Source organism: Caulobacter sp. Root655 (genome assembly GCF_001427665.1).
Classification (GTDB): domain Bacteria; phylum Pseudomonadota; class Alphaproteobacteria; order Caulobacterales; family Caulobacteraceae; genus Caulobacter.
This window is the reverse complement of sequence record NZ_LMHC01000002.1, coordinates 57,998-73,956: the sequence shown is the minus strand read 5'-3', so window position 1 is coordinate 73,956 and position 15,959 is coordinate 57,998. Positions and strand designations below refer to the sequence as shown.

The window sequence follows — 15,959 nt, the reverse complement described above, 5'->3', positions numbered from 1 at the left end:
GACTAGCGGCCTTGGGGCATATCCAGAGCCGCCAGATCCTTCGCCGTCACCGCCAGGTTGTCGTCGCTGATAGCGCCGCCGGTCTTGGGCTGGAACTGCTTGAGGGAGTCGTTCTTGAACGACTCGAACATGGGGTGGATCGTCAGCCCCGGCAGGTCCTTGTCCAGGACGGCCCTGCCCCTGGGGTCGGCGGCGATGACCGCGATCGGCGTATCAAGGTTGAGCGGCGCCTTCGCGGCCGCCACGGAACCGGGCGCGGCGGGGGCGGCGGGGGCGGCGGGCGCCGCTTCCTGCGCCCAGGCCGAACCCGAAATGGCCGCGATCAACGACGCTACCGCCAAGGCGCTGCACATCGAGGTGCGCATGGATATCTCCGTCCTGTAAAATTCGCTTGCGGAGAAAGTTCGCGTCCGGATCGAGATTTTGCAACAAAAATGACGATGTCAGCCGTGATGCGGGTTCGCATCGCCGCCGATCGCTGCAATGAGCGGACAAATTGCGCAGAACGGCGGCCACGCGAGGGACTCGCCGTGGACGGTCAGGTCGTCACGCCCTCAGGACCCGCGCGCCGTCCTCCTCGGTCAGAGCCCGCGCGTCGCCCGCCTGGGCGGCGACCTCGCCGATGACGATCAGCACGGGACCGCCGCGCGTCTCCGCCAGTTGGTCGGCCAGGGTCGCCAGGGTGCCGCGATAGAGTCGGGCCTCGGCTCCGCCGGCCTGTTCGATCGCCACGGCCGGGGTGTCGGGCGAACGGCCGGCGGCGATCATCCGCTCGCTCAGGGCCGCGGCGACCTCGCCGCCCATATAGACGGCCATGGTCGCCTCGGGGTCGGACGCGGCGCTCCAGTCGCCGGCCAGGGCGCCGGCCTCCAGGCGGGCGGTGGTGAACACCACCCGGCGGGCCTCGCCGCGATGGGTCAGGGGGAAACCGAACTGGGCGGCGGCGGCGCAGGCGGCGGTGACGCCGGGCACCACCTCGATCGGCACGCCGTGGTCTTGCAGGAAGCCCGCCTCCTCGCCGACCCGGCCAAAGATCGACGGATCGCCGCCCTTCAACCGCACGACGCGCAGGCCCTTGCGGGCCAGGCGCAGCATCAGGCGGTTGATCTCGTCCTGGTGCATGCTGGGCTTGCCGGCCCGCTTGCCGGTCTGGATGCGCACGCAGCCGGGCGGGGCCAGGGCGATCGCCTCGTCGGAGATCAGGGCGTCGTACAGCAGGGCCTGGGCGCTCTCGACGGCGCGCACCGCGCGCACGGTCATCAGGTCGACGGGACCTGGGCCGGCGCCGACCAGCAGAACGTGGCCGGCCTTGGGATCATGCGACGACATGGGCGGTCTCCTTGGCGGGCGAAGCAGCCGGCGACGCGGCGATCATCCGGGCGATCTCGGGGCGGCAGGACCCGCAGTTGGTTCCGGCTCCGGTGACCGCGCCGACCGCGTCGGGGCTGGCGGCCCCGGCGACGATGGCGGCCTGCACGGCCCTGGCCCCGACCTTCAGGCAGGCGCAGACCAGCGGGCCCTTGTCGACAGGCGCGCCCGGCGCGCGGCCGAACAGCAACGAGGAACGGGCCACGGCGTCCAGCGCCGGCAGGGCGAACAGTTCGGCCAGCCAGTCGCGCGGCGGCAGGCGACCGGTGGTGGTCATGAACAGCACGGCGACCAGCCGGCCGTCGCGGACCCAGGCCTCGCGCCGCGCGCCGGTGGCGGCGTCGTCATAAGCCACGACCTCGCCGATCAGGCCTTTGGTGAGGAGCTTCCGCACCGCCTCGCGCTGGGCCTCATCGCCGCGACCGGCGAACTCATGCAGCTGGCAGGCGTCCTGCGGGATGCGCCGCCAGACCAGGTCCTGGCCGACGGGCGCGCCCCTGGCGTCGGGCGTCAGGAGGAACCCCTTCCAGGTCTCGCGATAGGCGCGGATCCGGGCCGGGGTGTGCTTGAACTCCGGCTGGCCGGACACCGGGTCGAGATTGGGCGCGATCAGCGGATTGGAACGGCCGGACGGCGCGAAGGCGTCAGTCCAGTGCATGGGCATGAAAACCCCGCCCAGCCGCTGGCGGTCGGTGACCTTGGCCACGGCCACGGCCTCGCCTCGCACGGTGATCACCCGGGTCAGGGCGCCGTCCTTCAGGCCGGCGGCCTCGGCGTCGGCGGGGTGGATCTCGACGAACGGCTCGGGCGCGTGGCGGCAGAGGTCGGGGGCCAGGCCGGTGCGGGTCATGGTGTGCCACTGGTCGCGGATGCGACCGGTGTTGAGCGACAGAGGATAGGCCGCGTCGACGGCGTCGGCCGGCCCGCGCGGCCGGGTCGGGATCATGCGGGCGCGGCCGTCGGGGGTCTGGAAGCGGCCATTGGTGAACAGGCGCGGCGTCCCCTGCCCGTCCGTCGTGACAGGCCACTGGACCGGCAGAAGTCCCGCGTAAGCCTCTGGCGTGATAGCGGAAAGACCCGAGAGGTTTAGAACGCGATCCTGGTTTTCATAGGCCGTCAGCCGCGCCCACTCGCGAAACACGCTGGCCTGGCTGGCCCAGCCGAAACCGTCGAACCCCATGGCCTTGGCCACGTCGGCGACGATCCGCCAGTCGGCCCGGGCCTGGCCCGGGGCGGGAAACAACGCCCGCTGACGCGAAATCCGGCGCTCGGAGTTGGTCACCGTGCCATCCTTCTCGCCCCAGGCCAGGGCGGGCAGCTTGACGTCGGCGAAGGCCGTGGTGTCGGTGTCGACGCAGTCCGAAACCACCACGAACGGGCAGCGCTCCAGCGCCTCGCGCACCCGGCTGGCGTCGGGCAGGCTGACGGCCGGGTTGGTGGCCATCACCCAGATCGCCTTGATCTTGCCCGCGTGAACCGCCTCGAACATCTCGACGGCCTTCAGGCCCGGGGCGCGGGCGGTGTCGGGCGCACCCCAGAACCGGGCGACGCGGTCGCGGTCGGCCGGGGCGAAGTCCATGTGGCCGGCCAGGGTGTTGGCCATGCCGCCGGTCTCGCGCCCGCCCATGGCGTTGGGCTGGCCGGTGATCGAGAACGGACAGGCCCCCGGCTTGCCGATCCGCCCGGTGGCCAGGTGGACATTGAGGATCGACAGTCCCTTGGCCGTGCCCTGGGCCGACTGGTTGGCCCCCATCGAGAACAGGCTGACGGTCTTAGGGTTATCGGCGAAGAGGTTGTAGAAACTCAGCAAATCATCCAGCGCCACGCCGCAGTCGGCGGCCACGGCGGCCGGCGACTGGTCCAGCTCGGCGAGAGCCGCCTCGATCTCGGCGAAGCCGTTGACGTGGGCGGCGATGTAGTCGCGGTCGATGGCGCCGCGGCGGATCAGGTCGGCCAGCAGGCCGTTCCACAACCGCACGTCGCTCTGCGGGGCGATGGCCAGGTGCAGGTCGGCGCCCTCGGCGGTATCCGTGCGGCGCGGGTCGATGACCACGTGCTTCTGGCCGCGCGCCCTGGCGGCCTCCATGCGCCGGAACAGCACCGGATGGGTCCAGGCGGCGTTGTGGCCGCTGAACACCACCAGATCGGCCAGGTCGAGGTCTTCGTAGCAGCCGGGCACCAGGTCGGCCCCGAACGCCTGCTTGTGGGCGGCGACGGCCGAGGCCATGCAGAGCCGGCTGTTGGTGTCGATATTGCCCGAGCCGATGAAGCCCTTCATCAGCTTGTTGGCGACGTAGTAGTCCTCGGTCAGCAGCTGGCCGGAGACGTAGAAGGCGACGCTGTCGGGGCCGTGCTTGGCGATGGTGTCGCGGAAGCGCTTGGCGACCAGGGCGGTGGCCTCGGTCCAGCTGGCGGGCTTGCCGCCGATGGTCGGCTCCAGCAGCCGGCCCTGCAGCCCCACCGTCGCCCCCAGGGCCGTGCCCTTCGAGCACAGCCGGCCCAGGTTGGCGGGATGGGCCGGATCGCCCGTCACCGACAGCGCCCGGCCCTCGCTCCCTTGGCTGGCGACGGCCCCGGTCACGCCGCAGCCGACCCCGCAATAGGGACAGGCGGTCTTGACCGTGATCGCGCCGCCGCCGTCGGCCATCAGACCACCGCCGTCGCCAGGCTCAGCAGCAGGCGGCCGTCGCGCACCTCCAGCGGCACGACCGGCGTGCAGCCCTTGCCCTTGTCGGCGCCCATGGGCTCGCCGGAGGCCAGGTCGATCGACCAGTTGTGCAGCGGACAGGCCACCGCGCGACCGTGGACGATGCCCTGGCTGAGCGGCCCGCCCTTGTGCGGACAGGCGTCCATCAGGGCGAACACCTCACCGTCGCCGGTGCGGAAGATGGCGATGTCGCCGCGCGGGCTGGTGACGCGACGCGCCCCGCGGCGGGGGATGTCGGTCACGGCGCCGACGTCGATCCAGATTGGGGACTTCACGGGCGCGTTCATGCGGGGGCGAACTCCATCCGGCGGCTCATGGGGGTGAATTCCTCGTTGTGCCGACCGGCCACGCGCTCGGCCCAGGGGTCGATGCGGGCGAAGCGCTGCGAGAACACGAAGCGGTCGTAGAGCGCCTTGCGCGTTTCAGGATCGGTGACCTTGGCCTGGATGCTCTCCAGACCGACGCGGGCCATCCACTTGTAGACGCGCTCCAGGTACCAGCCCTCCTCGCGATACAGCTGCATAGCCGCGGCGATCACCCAGACGGTCTCGTCCTCGGAAGCGACATGGGTCAGCACCTTGGTGCCCTGGATGTGCAGGCCGGCCGCGCCGCCGATGTGGATTTCGTAGCCGCTGTCGACGCAGACCACGCCGAAGTCCTTGCAGGTGGCCTCGGCGCAGTTGCGCGGACAGCCCGACACCGCCAGCTTGACCTTGGCCGGGGCCCACGACCCCCAGAGGAACTTCTCCAGGCGGATGCCCAGGCCGGTGGAGTCCTGAGTGCCGAACCGGCACCAGTCGCTGCCGACGCAGGTCTTCACCGTGCGCAGCCCCTTGGCGTAGGCGTGGCCGCTGACCATGCCGGCGGCGTTGAGGTCGGCCCAGACGGCCGGCAGGTCGTCCTTCTTGACGCCCAGCAGGTCGATGCGCTGGCCGCCGGTGACCTTGACCGCGGGAATGGCGAACTTGTCGGCGACGTCGGCGATGGCCCGCAGTTCGTCGGGCGTCGTCATCCCGCCCCACATGCGCGGCACGACGGAATAGGTGCCGTCCTTCTGGATGTTGGCGTGGACCCGCTCGTTGATATAGCGCGACTGCTTGTCGTCGCGGTACTCGGCCGGCCAGGCGCACAGCAGGTAGTAGTTCAAGGCCGGACGGCAGGACGAGCAGCCGTCGGGCGTAGTCCATTCCATGGCCTGCATCACCGCCGGCATGGACTTCAGGTCCATGTCGAGAATGGCCTCGCGCACCGCCGAGTGCGGGTGATGCGTGCACTTGCACATCGGCTTGGGGCCGACCTGGGCCTTGAAGTCGTCGCCCAGGGTCAGCTTCAGCACCTGCTCGACCAGCGGCGTGCACGAGCCGCACGAGGCCGAGGCCTTGGTGACCGCCTTCACGTCATCCAGTGTCGTCAGACCCTGGGTGGTGATGGCCGAAACGATCGAACCCTTGCAGACACCGTTGCAGCCGCAGATTTCCTGCGTGTCGGGCATGGCCGCAACGGCGGCGTTAGGGTCCAGGCCGGACAAACCCTCCGTGATGGCCTGGCCGAAGATCAGGGTGTCGCGGATGTCGGAGACCTGGGTCCCGGCCCGCATCAGGTCGAAGTACCAGTTGCCGTCGGTGGCGTCGCCGAACAGGACGGAACCGACGAGCTTGCCGTCCTCGATCACCACCCGCTTGTAGACGCCGCGCCCGGCGTCGCGGAACACGATGTCCTCGCAGCCCTCGCCACCGGCGAACTTGCCGGCCGAGAACACGTCGACGCCGGAGACCTTCAGGCGGGTCGAGAGGACGGAGCCCTCATAGGCGCCCTCCCCGTCGGTCATCGACTGGGCCAGCGACCGGCACATGTCCCAGATGGGCGCGACCAGGCCGTAGCAGTTGCCGCGGTGCTCCGCGCATTCGCCGACCGCGAACACCGCCGGGTCGGAGGTGCGCATGGCGTCGTCGACGACCACGCCGCGATTGACGTTGAGGCCGGCGGCCTTGGCCAGGCCGGCGTTGGGCTTGATGCCCACGGCCATGACCAGCAGGTCGCACGGCAGGACGCGGCCGTCCTTGAGCTTGAGGCCGGTGACCTGGCCGTCCACGCCGACGATCTCCTCGGAATGGGCGCCCATCACCGTCTCGACGCCGCGCTCGGCCAGGGCCTCGCGCAGCAGGAAGCCGGCGCTTTCGTCCAGCTGGCGCTCCATCAGCACGTCCATCAGGTGAACGACGGTGGCGGCCATGCCCCGCCGGGCCAGGCCGTAGGCGGCTTCCAGGCCCAGCAGGCCGCCGCCGATCACCACGGCCTTCGCTCCGGGCTTGCCCGAGGCGGCGACCATGGCCTCGACGTCGTCCAGGTCGCGGAAGGTGACCACGCCCGCGAGGTCGATGCCCGGCAGCGGCAGGCGGAACGGGTCCGAGCCAGTGGCCAGGATCAGCTTGTCGTAGGCGACCTCGAGCCCGCCCTCGGCGACCACCTTGCGGCCTTCCAGGTCGACACCCGTGACCGCCCGCCCGGCGTACAGGGTGATGGCGTTGTCGGCGTACCAGGCCTCGTCGTTGATGACGATGTCGGCGAAGGTCTTCTCGCCGGCCAGCACCGGCGACAGCATGATGCGGTTGTAGTTGACCCTCGGCTCGGCCCCGAAGATGGCGATGTCGTAGCGGTCGGGGTCGCGCTTGAGGACCTCCTCGACCGCCCGGCAGCCGGCCATGCCGTTGCCGATCACGACGAGTCTTTCCCGGACTTGGGCTTTGCTCATGGTCATGTTCCTGGTCGTCGGGACTAGACGCGGATCGGACGGGCGTCGGCGTGCAGGGTCGGCCAGACCGAGCGCCAGCGGGCCTTCAGGCCGTGCAGGGCGAACAGCGCGAACACCGCCAGGGCCGCGAAGCCGAGGAAGCCGATCTGGTAGGAGCCGGTCAGCTTCTTGGCCATGCCCAGGGTCGAGGCCAGGTAGAAGCCGCCGATCCCGCCGGTCATGCCGATCAGGCCGGTCATCACCCCGATCTCCTTGCGGAACCGCTGCGGCGCCAGTTGGAACACCGCTCCGTTGCCGGCCCCCAGGGCCAGCATCGAGAACAGCAGCACCGCCAGGGCCAGCCAGGCCGAGGGCATCTGGAAGCTGGCCAGGGCCAGGCCGGCGGCGGCCAGGGCGTAGACGAAGCTCAGGGTCCGCACCCCGCCGAACCGGTCGGCCAGGGCCCCGCCCACCGGCCGGATGAACGAGCCGGCGAACACGCAGGCGGCGGTGAAGAAGCCGGCGACCACCGGGTCCAGGCCATATTCGGAGTTGAAATAGATGGTCAGGGACGAGGCCAGGCCGACGAAGCCGCCGAAGGTCACCGCATAGAGCAGCATCAGCCACCAGGCGTCGGGAACCTTCAGCACTTCCATGTACTCGGGCAAGGTCTTGGGCGCGGGCTGCTCGGGCGCGTCCTTGGCCAGCAGCATGTAGACGACGAAGGCGACGGCCAGCGGGATGGCCGCCAGGCCGATGACGTTCTGCCAGCCGAAGGCCTTGGCCAGCATGGGAGCGAACAGCGCCGCCAGGGCGGTGCCGGAGTTGCCGGCCCCGGCGATGCCCAGGGCCAGGCCCTGATGCTCCTGCGGGTACCAGCGCGAGGCCAGCGGCAGGGCGACGGCGAACGAGGCGCCGGCCACGCCGAGCACCAGGCCCAGGGCCAGCACCTGGTGATAGTTGTGGATGCCCACCGCCCAGGCCAGCACCAGGCCGGTCAGCACGATCATCTGGTTGATCATCCCCGTCTTCTTGGGGCCGATCCGGTCGACCAGCACGCCGTTGACCAGGCGCAGCAGCGCCCCGGCCAGCACGGGGATGGCGACCATCAGGCCCTTCTGGGCGGGGTCGAGGTGGAAGTCCTTGGCGATGGCCACGCCCAGCGGGCCCAGGATCACCCAGACCATGAAGCTGAGGTCGAAATACAGGAACGCGGCGAACAGCGTCGGCGCGTGGCCGGCCTTGAGGAAATCGCGAGAAAGCATGAAAGCCCTCGGTGTTGCGTGTCTGCGAGAGGGGACGGGTCAGCGTCCGGCGGGTGACCGCATCCGAGCGGTCGTCTCTGGCAGCCACGAACGCCGTTGTCCGAAGGCCTGATGTCAGTGAAGAGCTGGAAGATCGGCGGTGTCACGCGCCATGCTGCAATGCGGTGTCGATGGGCGCGCATCGCGCGATTGCTCAGCAGATAGGCAGCGCCTCTGCCTGAAGGATGAGCAGATCGCGGATCCTTCGGTGGCTTCAGGTCGCTCGCGCCCAGAGCGTGTTTGCTTGTTGTCGATGCGCGCCACCCACCTCCGGCTTCCCGGCGAAGGCCGGGACCCAGATTCATCCAGTACGGCTCGTGGGTTTCACCTGGGCCCCGGCCTTCGCCGGGGAAACGGAAGAAGGGGGCGGCGATTCAGGCACGAAAAATCGCGCGCTAGCCCTGCACCCGCCCGATCGCGAACCCCGCCGCATAGCCCCGGGAATCGGCGGGATCGAACGGCGCGCCGTCGAACAGCGCCGCGGGCGGCGGCGGCGGAGCGTCGGCGAACACCATGGCCGGCTCGACCACCGGCCCCACCGACAGGGCCGCCTCGCGGAACAGGTCGGGGCGATAGACCTGGTCGGCGACGGCCTCGAGGTCCAGGTCGGGACCGACCTGTCCCCAGCGGACCATCTGCGACAGGAACCACAGGGCGTGCTCCCGGCGCGGCAGGCCGGCGGCGTCGCGATGGAAGACGATCTCCTGCTTCAGGGCGCGGGCCAGCACTTCGGGTTCGGCGCCGACATGGTCGGGTCGCGACAGCAGCGCCACGAGCTCGGCGTGGTTGCCCGGCTCGTCGGCCCAGGCCGAGGCGCGGATCAGGGCGCGCAGGGCCGCCCGCAGGTCGTCGGGACGTCGCGCCGCCCAGGCCTCGGTGACGCCGAACACCTTGTCCGGCCCGCCGGGCCAGAAGGTCGACGCCTTGATCAGAATCTCGCCGACCCCCTCGCTGACGGCCACGGCGTTCCAGGGCGCGCCGACACAGAAGCCGTCGATCCCGCCGGACTGCAGATGAGCGACCACGCGCGGCGGCGGCGTCACCACCAGCCGGACGTCGTGGTCGGGATCGACGCCCGCTTGCGCCAGCCAGTAGCGCAGGGCGTAGCTGTGCATCGAATAGGGGAAGACCACGGCGAAGATCAGCGGCGGGGCGCCCTGGCCTCGCCGCGCCTCGATCAGCCGGGCCAGCGGCCGCGCGGTGACCGTATCCGCCGCCATGCCCTCGGGATCGACCGCCCGCAGGGCGTCGGCCAGGGCCGTCGAAACGGTGATGGCGCTGCCGTTCAGGTTCAGGGCCAGGGGTGCGAGCATCGGCGCGGCGACGACGCCGTCGTCGCCCAGTCCGGCCGCCAGGGCCATGGGCGCCAGCATATGGGCCCCGTCCAGCGCCCCGACCGCCACCTTGTCGCGGATCGTCGCCCAGGAGGCTTCGCGGCTGAGCGTCACCTCCAGCCCCTCCTCGGCGAAGAATCCCAGCGACTTGGCGACCACCAGGGGCGCGCAGTCGGTCAGGGGGATGAAGCCCAGCGTCAGGTCGGCCAGTCCGCTCACGAGGCGTCGCCCTTCAGGATGTTGGCGAAGGCCAGCAGGTCGGCGGCCACCGCGCCGATCGGTCGTCCCTTGTCCATGGCCAGCTTGCGCAGCAGCCGATAGGCGCCGTCCTCGTCCAGTCCGCGCTCCTTCATCAGCAGGCCCTTGGCCCGCTCGACCGTCTTGCGCGATTCCAGGTCGGCCTTGGCCTTGGCCAGGTCGCCGCGCAGCTGTTGCGTCAGGGCGAAGCGGCTCATGGCGACGTCGAGGATCGGCCGCACCCGGGCGGGCGACAGGCCGTCGACGATGTAGGCCGCCACCCCGGCCCGGACCGCCTGCTCGGCCAGGCCCGGCTCAGAGCGGTCGACGAACATCACCACCGGGCGCGGATTGCTCACCGAGGACTCGCGAAGGCTTTCGAGGATGTCGCGGTCGGGGCTGTCGGAGGCGATCACCACCACGTCGGGCGCGAACTCCAGCACCTCGCGTTCATCGAAGGTGGTGGCCTGGCGGACCTGCAAGGGGTCCACCCCGGCCAGACCTTCAGCGACCAGGGCGGCTCTCGCGGGATCCGGATCGATGACAAGCACGCGCATGGCGTTGGCGTAGGTCCCTTGGCCCGGCGACGGGAGGTTTCAACACCGTTCACGGGCCAGCTTAACCGATAAGCCCACGGCGTGGGCAGCGGCGCCTGAAATATTGGCGCCTATCGCGGGATCTTGATGACGAGCGGGGCCGAGGCGGCGGTCAGCGCCCCTATCGCGGCGACGGTTCGTCCGCGAAGATCGCCGTCTTGGCCACCGGATGGGCCGAAGACACCGCGCCGCGATACATGCCCAGGTCGTTCATGCTGAAAGCCGCGCGGCCCTGGCCGTCCATGGCGATCAGGCCGCCGTCGCCGCCGATCGCGCCGATCGACTTGATGGTGTCGTCGCCGGCCTGCTGGACGCCCTGCCCCTTCCAGGCGATCCGGTCGCAGACCTGGCGAGCGGCGCTCTCGCGGATGAAATACTCCCCCGAACCCGTCGCCGAGACCGCGCAGACCCCGTCGCGGGCATAGGTGCCGGCCCCGATGATGGGGGAATCGCCGATCCGCCCCCAGCGCTTGCCGGTCATGCCGCCCGTCGAGGTGGCGGCGGCGACGTGTCCGGCCTGGTCCAGGGCCACGGCCCCGACCGTGCCGAACAGGTGGGTGGGATCGAGCGCGGCCTGGTGATTCTTGCGCCAGGTCTCCAGTTGCTTCCAGCGTTCCTCGGTGCGGAAATAGCTGGGATCGACCTGTTCGAGGCCCTTCTCCTTGGAGAACTGGTCGGCGCCGTCGCGGGCCAGCAGCACGTGCGGCGACTGCTCCATCACCGCGCGGGCCAGGCTGATCGGGTTCTTGGTGCGGGTGACCCCGGCCACGGCCCCGGCCTTCAGGGTCTTGCCGTCCATGATCGAGGCGTCGAGCTCGTTCTTGCCCTCGGCGGTGAACACCGCGCCCTTGCCGGCGTTGAACAGCGGATTGTCTTCCAGCACCCGCACGGTGGCCTCGACGGCGTCGAGGCTGGAGCCGCCGGCCTTCAGCACCTTGGCCCCGGCGGCCATCGCCGCGTGGAGGCCGGTGCGATAGGCCGCCTCCTTCTCGGGCGTCAGGTCGCCCCGCTTGATCACCCCGGCCCCGCCGTGGATGGCCAGCGACCACCGGCCCTCGGCCGCCGAGGCCGGACCGGCCAGCAACGCGGCGACCGCCAGGACGGAAAGGGAAACCGCGCGGATCTTCGAAAGCGTCATGGGACTCTCTGGGTCACGAGAACCGAGACGCCGGCGGGAATCGACAGGGCGGGCTCAGCGGTCGTCGCGGATCACAACGCCGCTGTTGACCGCCGCCGTCAAGACCGCGATCCGGTGACCAGCGGCGGACGGAGGACCGCCTCCGCCCCCCTTGCCCCGCCCCTAGGCCGGGACGGCGGCCAGGGCCCGCACCGCCGCGATCACCGGTTCGGCTTCCGTGCGCACCAGCCAGTCCGGACTGACGTCGGCGAACCGCACCACATGGTCGCGGCCGATCACCACCACGGTCGGCTGCGGCAGCTCCCAGGTTCCCGTGCCCGTGGTGTCGCCGATGAAGGCGCCCTTGGCGCGCTGGGCGGCCTGGCTGGCCTCGTCGGCGGTGTAGAGGACGCCAAACCGCCGCCCCAGGGTGTTGTCGGGGTCGGACGCCACCTTGAACGACAGGTCATGCCGGGTGCGGATCTCGCCCAGCCGCTCGGGAACCTGCGGGCTGACCGCGACCAGCGGCACGCCCAGGGCCCTCAGGGTCGGCTGCAGGGCGCGCTCGTAATAGGGCAGCGCGATGTTGCAGGCCGGGCAGCCGGCGAAGCGGAAGAACACCAGCACCGCCGGCCCGTTGGCGGTCAGGCCCTTCAGGGTCAGGTCGCCCCCCTCGACGTCCTTGAGCACGAAGGGTTCGACCGTGTCGCCCGCCTTGACCCAGGCCTCGGGGTCGGCGGTCTCGACCAGGGTCGCGCGCTGGTCGATGTTGACCTGCAGGGCGGCGGGGTCCCAGGTGCGCAGACGCGCGGCGTGAAGATCGGCGAGCAGTCTGGTCAGGCTCTCTTGGCTCATCGGACGTTCTCCTCGGTTTGAAGGGTTTTGGCGCTCACGGCGCCACCGCAGCGTTGAACGACCGGTCGAAGGCTCCGGCCGGGTCGCGCGTCGAGGTCACCGCTCCGGCGGTCCGGAACCGGTCGAGCACCGCCCGCGCCTCGGCCACCGCCTGGTCGTCGATCACCGCCGGCGCGATGCGGTAGTGCTGGACGGTGTAGAGGGCGACGTCGGACTGCAGCCCGGTTTCCTTGGACAGCGCCGCCGCGAATTCCTGGGGATGCTCGCCCGCCCAGCGCCGGGCCTTGGCCAGGCGGCGCAGGAAGTCCTCGACCTGCGGCCGCTTGCCGGCGATCGCCGCCTCGCTGGCCGCCTCGAAACCGTAGCCGCCGAGCCGGCCGTCGCCGTCGGCCAGGATCGTGGCGTCGTCATGCAGCCGAGCCAGGGCGACATAGGAGCCCCAGGTCACCCAGGCGTCGATCGCGCCGCTGGTGAAGGCGGCCTTGGCGTCACCGGGGCTGAGGAAGACGATCTGCACGTCGCCGGGCTTCAGCCCCGCCTCCTCCAGCAGGCGCAGCAGCAGGTAGTGGCCGATCGAACCGCGCCCCGTGGCGACCTTCTTGCCGCGCAGGTCGGCGACGGCGTGGATCGGCGAGCCCTTGCGGACCAGCAGCGCCGTCGAGGACCCGCCGCTCTTGCCGGCCTGTACGGCCTTGATCTTCGCGCCGCCGGCATAGGCGAACAGGAACGGCGCGTCGCCGGCCTCGCCCAGGTCCACCGCCCCCGCCCCGACGGCCTCGAGCAGCGGCTGGGCGGCCGGGAACTCGCTCCATTCGATCTTGTAGGGCGCGCCCTCGAGCGCGCCGGAGGCGACCAGGATCGCCTTGGTCCCGCCCCTCTGGCTGCCGACCTTGAGGACGGTTTGGCCGGCTGGACCGTCCTGGGCGCCGCCGCATCCGCTCAGGGTGAAGGCCGCGGCCAGGGCGGCGATGGCGGCGGCGAGGCTGCGTCGATGCATGGCGCCCTCCCTCAAAAGCGTTGGGTCAGGCGGGCGTAATAATAGCCGCCGGTGATGCCGAAGGGTGAGAACAGGCCGAACTGGTTCATGCCGGTGTCGGGGTTTATGACGCCGATCTTGTCCGGATGCTGGTCGAACAGGTTGTTGGCCCCGATCGCCACCGTGGTGGACTCCCGAACGTCATAGGAGACGTCGAGGTCGGCCACCCACTTGGCGCTGTAGGCGCGGTCCAGATTGGCCGAGGTCCCGGCCTCGGTGTAGCGGCCGTATCGGGTGGCGCGCAGGCTGGCGGTCAGGGCCTCGCGGTTCCACAGCGCCCCCAGCACGACCTTTTCGCGCGGCGTGCCCACCGTCAGGTCGGCGACCTTCTGGCGGTCGAACAGCACCAGGTTGGGATTGACCGCCAGCAGCACGGCCGGCGTGGCCTGCCGCTTGGTGATCTTGGTCTTGTTGAACGCGTAGGCGGCGTTGAGGTTGACCCGTCCCCAGTCGCCCAGGTCCAGGCTGTACTCGCCGACCAGGTCCACGCCCGTCGTCCGGGTCGAGACGGCGTTGGTATAGTAGGTGGCGGTCAGGCCCTGCGGGAACCGGCTCAGCAACGGCGCCAGGGCCGGCTGCGAGGCCAGCTGGGCGGCGCTGAGGTCGAGGTTGCTGGTGTCGACGATGCGGTCGTCGATGTCGATCTGGTAGGCGTCCAGCGTCACCCGCAGGCGGCTAGTCGGCTCGGCGGTGATCCCGAAGCTGTAGTTGGTCGAGGTCTCGGGCTTCAGCGGCGTCGCCCCCAAGGCGGCGGCCTCGGGCGAGCCGGGCCGAAGCACCTTGGTCGGGAAGGTCAGGTACTCGCCGGGCGTGCAGGCCACGCCGCGGAAGACGTTGTTGGGCGCCGCCGCGCACAGGCTGCCGGAGATCGTCGAACTGGCGAACACTGCCTGGCCCAGCGACGGGGCGCGGAAGCCGTTGCTGACCGTGGCCCGCACCGCGTAGCCGGGCAGGAACTCCCAGCGGGTGGTCAGCTTGCCGCTGGTGGTGCTGCCGACATCGCCGGTGTAGCGCTCGTGCCGCCCCGCCAGCCCGACGTACCAGGTGTCGGTCAGGTCGGTCCCGACATCGACATAGGCCGCGTAGCTGTTGCGGTTGGCCGAGCCGGCGTCGTCGGGCGCGGTCCCGGCGTATGACGCCAGGCCCGGATTGGGCCGCAGGCCGGCGAACGGCTGGCCGGCCGGGATCACGTAGTCGCCGACGATGTACGAGGCCTCGTCGCCCGCCTCGACCTTGAAGCGCTCGTAGCGGTGCTCCAGTCCCCACGACAACTGGACGGGGTTGGGCAGCACGCCGACGAATTCGCGGGTGACGTCGAGGTTGTTGGTCCACTGCTGGAATTGGTGGGTCGACAGGTGGAAATAGGTCGGGCTGGCCGGGCCGAGCGTGGCGTTGATGGTGTTCTGGCCGTCCAGCTGGGCATGGTCCTGGGCCAGGGTGGTCGAGACGTCCCAGTCCCAGCCGCGCGCCTGGCCGCGCGCGCCGAGGCTGGTCTGGAAATCGGTCTCGAAGATCCGCCGCAAGGCGTTGAAGCCGTAAGGATAAACCTCCGGCAACGAATTTCGGTTCAGCGGCCGCCCCGGCGTGACGCCGGCCACCGGCGCCAGGTTGGGCAGGAAGCTGCCGGTGTTCTTCTTGGCGCTGCGATGGCTGAGCGTGCCGGTCGAATAGAGGGTCAGGTCGCGCCAGGGCAGCTCGGCGTTGTAGGAGGCGGCCAGGATGTCTTCCTCGCCCGGACCATAGCTCTGGCCCCAGTAGTAGCGGTCGGCGGTGGCGTCGCGCGGATCGGGGGTGACGGTGGTCACCCCGCCCGCCGTCGTCACCGTGGGCTGGAAGATGTACTGGGCCCGCGACGGGACCGAGCGCGAGGCGGCCTCGTTGTTCTTCCAGTTCAGGGCCAGCTGGACGAAGCCGCCGGCGTCGCCCAGCGGCAGGCCGTAGTTCAGGGTGGCGCTGCGGGTGTCGCCGTCGCCCAGATAGTTCTGGCCGCCGGTGTAGCTGAACGACCCGCCTTCAGCGTCCTTCTTGAGGATGATATTGATGACGCCGGCGATGGCGTCGGAGCCGTACTGGGCCGAGGCGCCGTCGCGCAGCACCTCGATGCGCTCGATGGCCGAGGCCGGGATCAGGTCCAGGTCGACCGGCGAGCCGCCGCGCCCCACCCGCGCCAGGTTGTTGATCAGCGCCGTGCCGTGGCGTCGCTTGCCGTTGACCAGGAACAGCGCCTGGTCGCCGTTCAGGCCGCGCATGGTGATGGCCCGCACCGTCCACGAGGTGCCGCCGCCGTTGATGCCCGGCAGGTTGAACGAGGGGATCAGGGTGTTGAGCACCTCCTTGAGCCCGACCTTGCCGGTGGCCAGGAGCTGCTCGCCCGAGATCACGTCCACCGGCGCGGGACTGTCGGCGACGGTGCGCCGGGCGCCGCGCACGCCGGTGACGATCACGGCCTCCAGGGCGGTCGAGCCCTCGACGGCGTCGGCCGCCGCCGACGGGGCGTCGATCATGGGAACCTCGGCGGCGGCGGCCGAGAGGGCGAAGGTCGAAACACAGGCCAACAGGCCGCCCCGCAAGGCCAGGTGAAGCCACGGTCGAGGGGTCTTGGAAGCGTAGGCGATAGTCAAATTGATCCCCCGCGCGGAAGCGCTCGCCGCCGCGTCTTTCGGTCTGGTCGTGA

12 protein-coding genes are annotated in these 15,959 nt (G+C 70.6%); all 12 read right to left on the bottom strand.

Annotated features, from left to right (window positions below):
- Nucleotides 1-2: 2 nt before the first annotated feature.
- Nucleotides 3-365, bottom strand: a complete 363-nt coding sequence (locus ASD79_RS04940; RefSeq protein ID WP_056719945.1) for a hypothetical protein — start codon at nt 363-365, stop codon at nt 3-5.
- Nucleotides 366-546: 181 nt separating this feature from the next.
- Entirely contained in the window at nt 547-1,329 is a 783-nt protein-coding gene (cobA, locus tag ASD79_RS04935) for a uroporphyrinogen-III C-methyltransferase (RefSeq protein WP_056719944.1), read from the bottom strand.
- A complete protein-coding gene (locus ASD79_RS04930) occupies nt 1,316-4,015 on the bottom strand; it encodes a nitrate reductase (RefSeq protein ID WP_056719943.1) in 2,700 nt (899 codons plus the stop codon). Before ASD79_RS04930 ends, cobA begins: the two co-directional genes overlap by 14 nt.
- On the bottom strand, nt 4,015-4,362 hold the full coding sequence (nirD, locus tag ASD79_RS04925; RefSeq protein WP_056719942.1) for a nitrite reductase small subunit NirD: 348 nt from the start codon (nt 4,360-4,362) through the stop codon (nt 4,015-4,017). The genes ASD79_RS04930 and nirD overlap by 1 nt, the downstream gene beginning before the upstream one ends.
- Complete coding sequence (nirB, locus tag ASD79_RS04920; RefSeq protein WP_056719941.1) at nt 4,359-6,827, bottom strand: nitrite reductase large subunit NirB; 2,469 nt, start codon at nt 6,825-6,827, stop codon at nt 4,359-4,361. Before nirB ends, nirD begins: the two co-directional genes overlap by 4 nt.
- 23 nt (nt 6,828-6,850) lie before the next feature.
- Nucleotides 6,851-8,071 (bottom strand): NarK/NasA family nitrate transporter, encoded by a 1,221-nt coding sequence (locus tag ASD79_RS04915; RefSeq protein WP_056719940.1) that lies wholly within the window; start codon nt 8,069-8,071, stop codon nt 6,851-6,853.
- Between the two features lie 434 nt (nt 8,072-8,505).
- Nucleotides 8,506-9,663 (bottom strand): CmpA/NrtA family ABC transporter substrate-binding protein, encoded by a 1,158-nt coding sequence (locus ASD79_RS04910; protein WP_056719939.1) that lies wholly within the window; start codon nt 9,661-9,663, stop codon nt 8,506-8,508.
- Nucleotides 9,660-10,238 (bottom strand): ANTAR domain-containing response regulator, encoded by a 579-nt coding sequence (locus ASD79_RS04905; protein WP_056719938.1) that lies wholly within the window; start codon nt 10,236-10,238, stop codon nt 9,660-9,662. The genes ASD79_RS04910 and ASD79_RS04905 overlap by 4 nt, the downstream gene beginning before the upstream one ends.
- Nucleotides 10,239-10,398: 160 nt before the next feature.
- Entirely contained in the window at nt 10,399-11,415 is a 1,017-nt protein-coding gene (locus tag ASD79_RS04900) for an isoaspartyl peptidase/L-asparaginase family protein (RefSeq protein ID WP_056719937.1), read from the bottom strand.
- Between the two features lie 162 nt (nt 11,416-11,577).
- Nucleotides 11,578-12,249 carry a peroxiredoxin-like family protein gene (locus tag ASD79_RS04895; RefSeq protein WP_056719936.1) on the bottom strand — a complete coding sequence of 224 codons (672 nt, stop codon included), beginning with the start codon at nt 12,247-12,249 and terminating at the stop codon, nt 11,578-11,580.
- A 34-nt stretch (nt 12,250-12,283) separates the two neighbouring features.
- Nucleotides 12,284-13,246, bottom strand: coding sequence for an ABC transporter substrate-binding protein (locus ASD79_RS04890; RefSeq protein WP_056719935.1), 963 nt, complete (start codon nt 13,244-13,246; stop codon nt 12,284-12,286).
- 11 nt (nt 13,247-13,257) lie between these two features.
- Nucleotides 13,258-15,906 carry a TonB-dependent siderophore receptor gene (locus tag ASD79_RS04885; RefSeq protein ID WP_056719934.1) on the bottom strand — a complete coding sequence of 883 codons (2,649 nt, stop codon included), beginning with the start codon at nt 15,904-15,906 and terminating at the stop codon, nt 13,258-13,260.
- Nucleotides 15,907-15,959 lie beyond the last annotated feature (53 nt).

What these genes read in the sequence shown, in the direction of transcription:
- ASD79_RS04940 (WP_056719945.1), bottom strand. Translation starts at nt 365, where the DNA reads ATGCGCACCTCGATGTGCAGCGCCTTGGCGGTAGCGTCGTTGATCGCG.
- cobA (WP_056719944.1), bottom strand. Translation starts at nt 1,329, where the DNA reads ATGTCGTCGCATGATCCCAAGGCCGGCCACGTTCTGCTGGTCGGCGCC.
- ASD79_RS04930 (WP_056719943.1), bottom strand. Translation starts at nt 4,015, where the DNA reads ATGGCCGACGGCGGCGGCGCGATCACGGTCAAGACCGCCTGTCCCTAT.
- nirD (WP_056719942.1), bottom strand. Translation starts at nt 4,362, where the DNA reads ATGAACGCGCCCGTGAAGTCCCCAATCTGGATCGACGTCGGCGCCGTG.
- nirB (WP_056719941.1), bottom strand. Translation starts at nt 6,827, where the DNA reads ATGAGCAAAGCCCAAGTCCGGGAAAGACTCGTCGTGATCGGCAACGGC.
- ASD79_RS04915 (WP_056719940.1), bottom strand. Translation starts at nt 8,071, where the DNA reads ATGCTTTCTCGCGATTTCCTCAAGGCCGGCCACGCGCCGACGCTGTTC.
- ASD79_RS04905 (WP_056719938.1), bottom strand. Translation starts at nt 10,238, where the DNA reads ATGCGCGTGCTTGTCATCGATCCGGATCCCGCGAGAGCCGCCCTGGTC.
- ASD79_RS04900 (WP_056719937.1), bottom strand. Translation starts at nt 11,415, where the DNA reads ATGACGCTTTCGAAGATCCGCGCGGTTTCCCTTTCCGTCCTGGCGGTC.
- ASD79_RS04895 (WP_056719936.1), bottom strand. Translation starts at nt 12,249, where the DNA reads ATGAGCCAAGAGAGCCTGACCAGACTGCTCGCCGATCTTCACGCCGCG.
- ASD79_RS04890 (WP_056719935.1), bottom strand. Translation starts at nt 13,246, where the DNA reads ATGCATCGACGCAGCCTCGCCGCCGCCATCGCCGCCCTGGCCGCGGCC.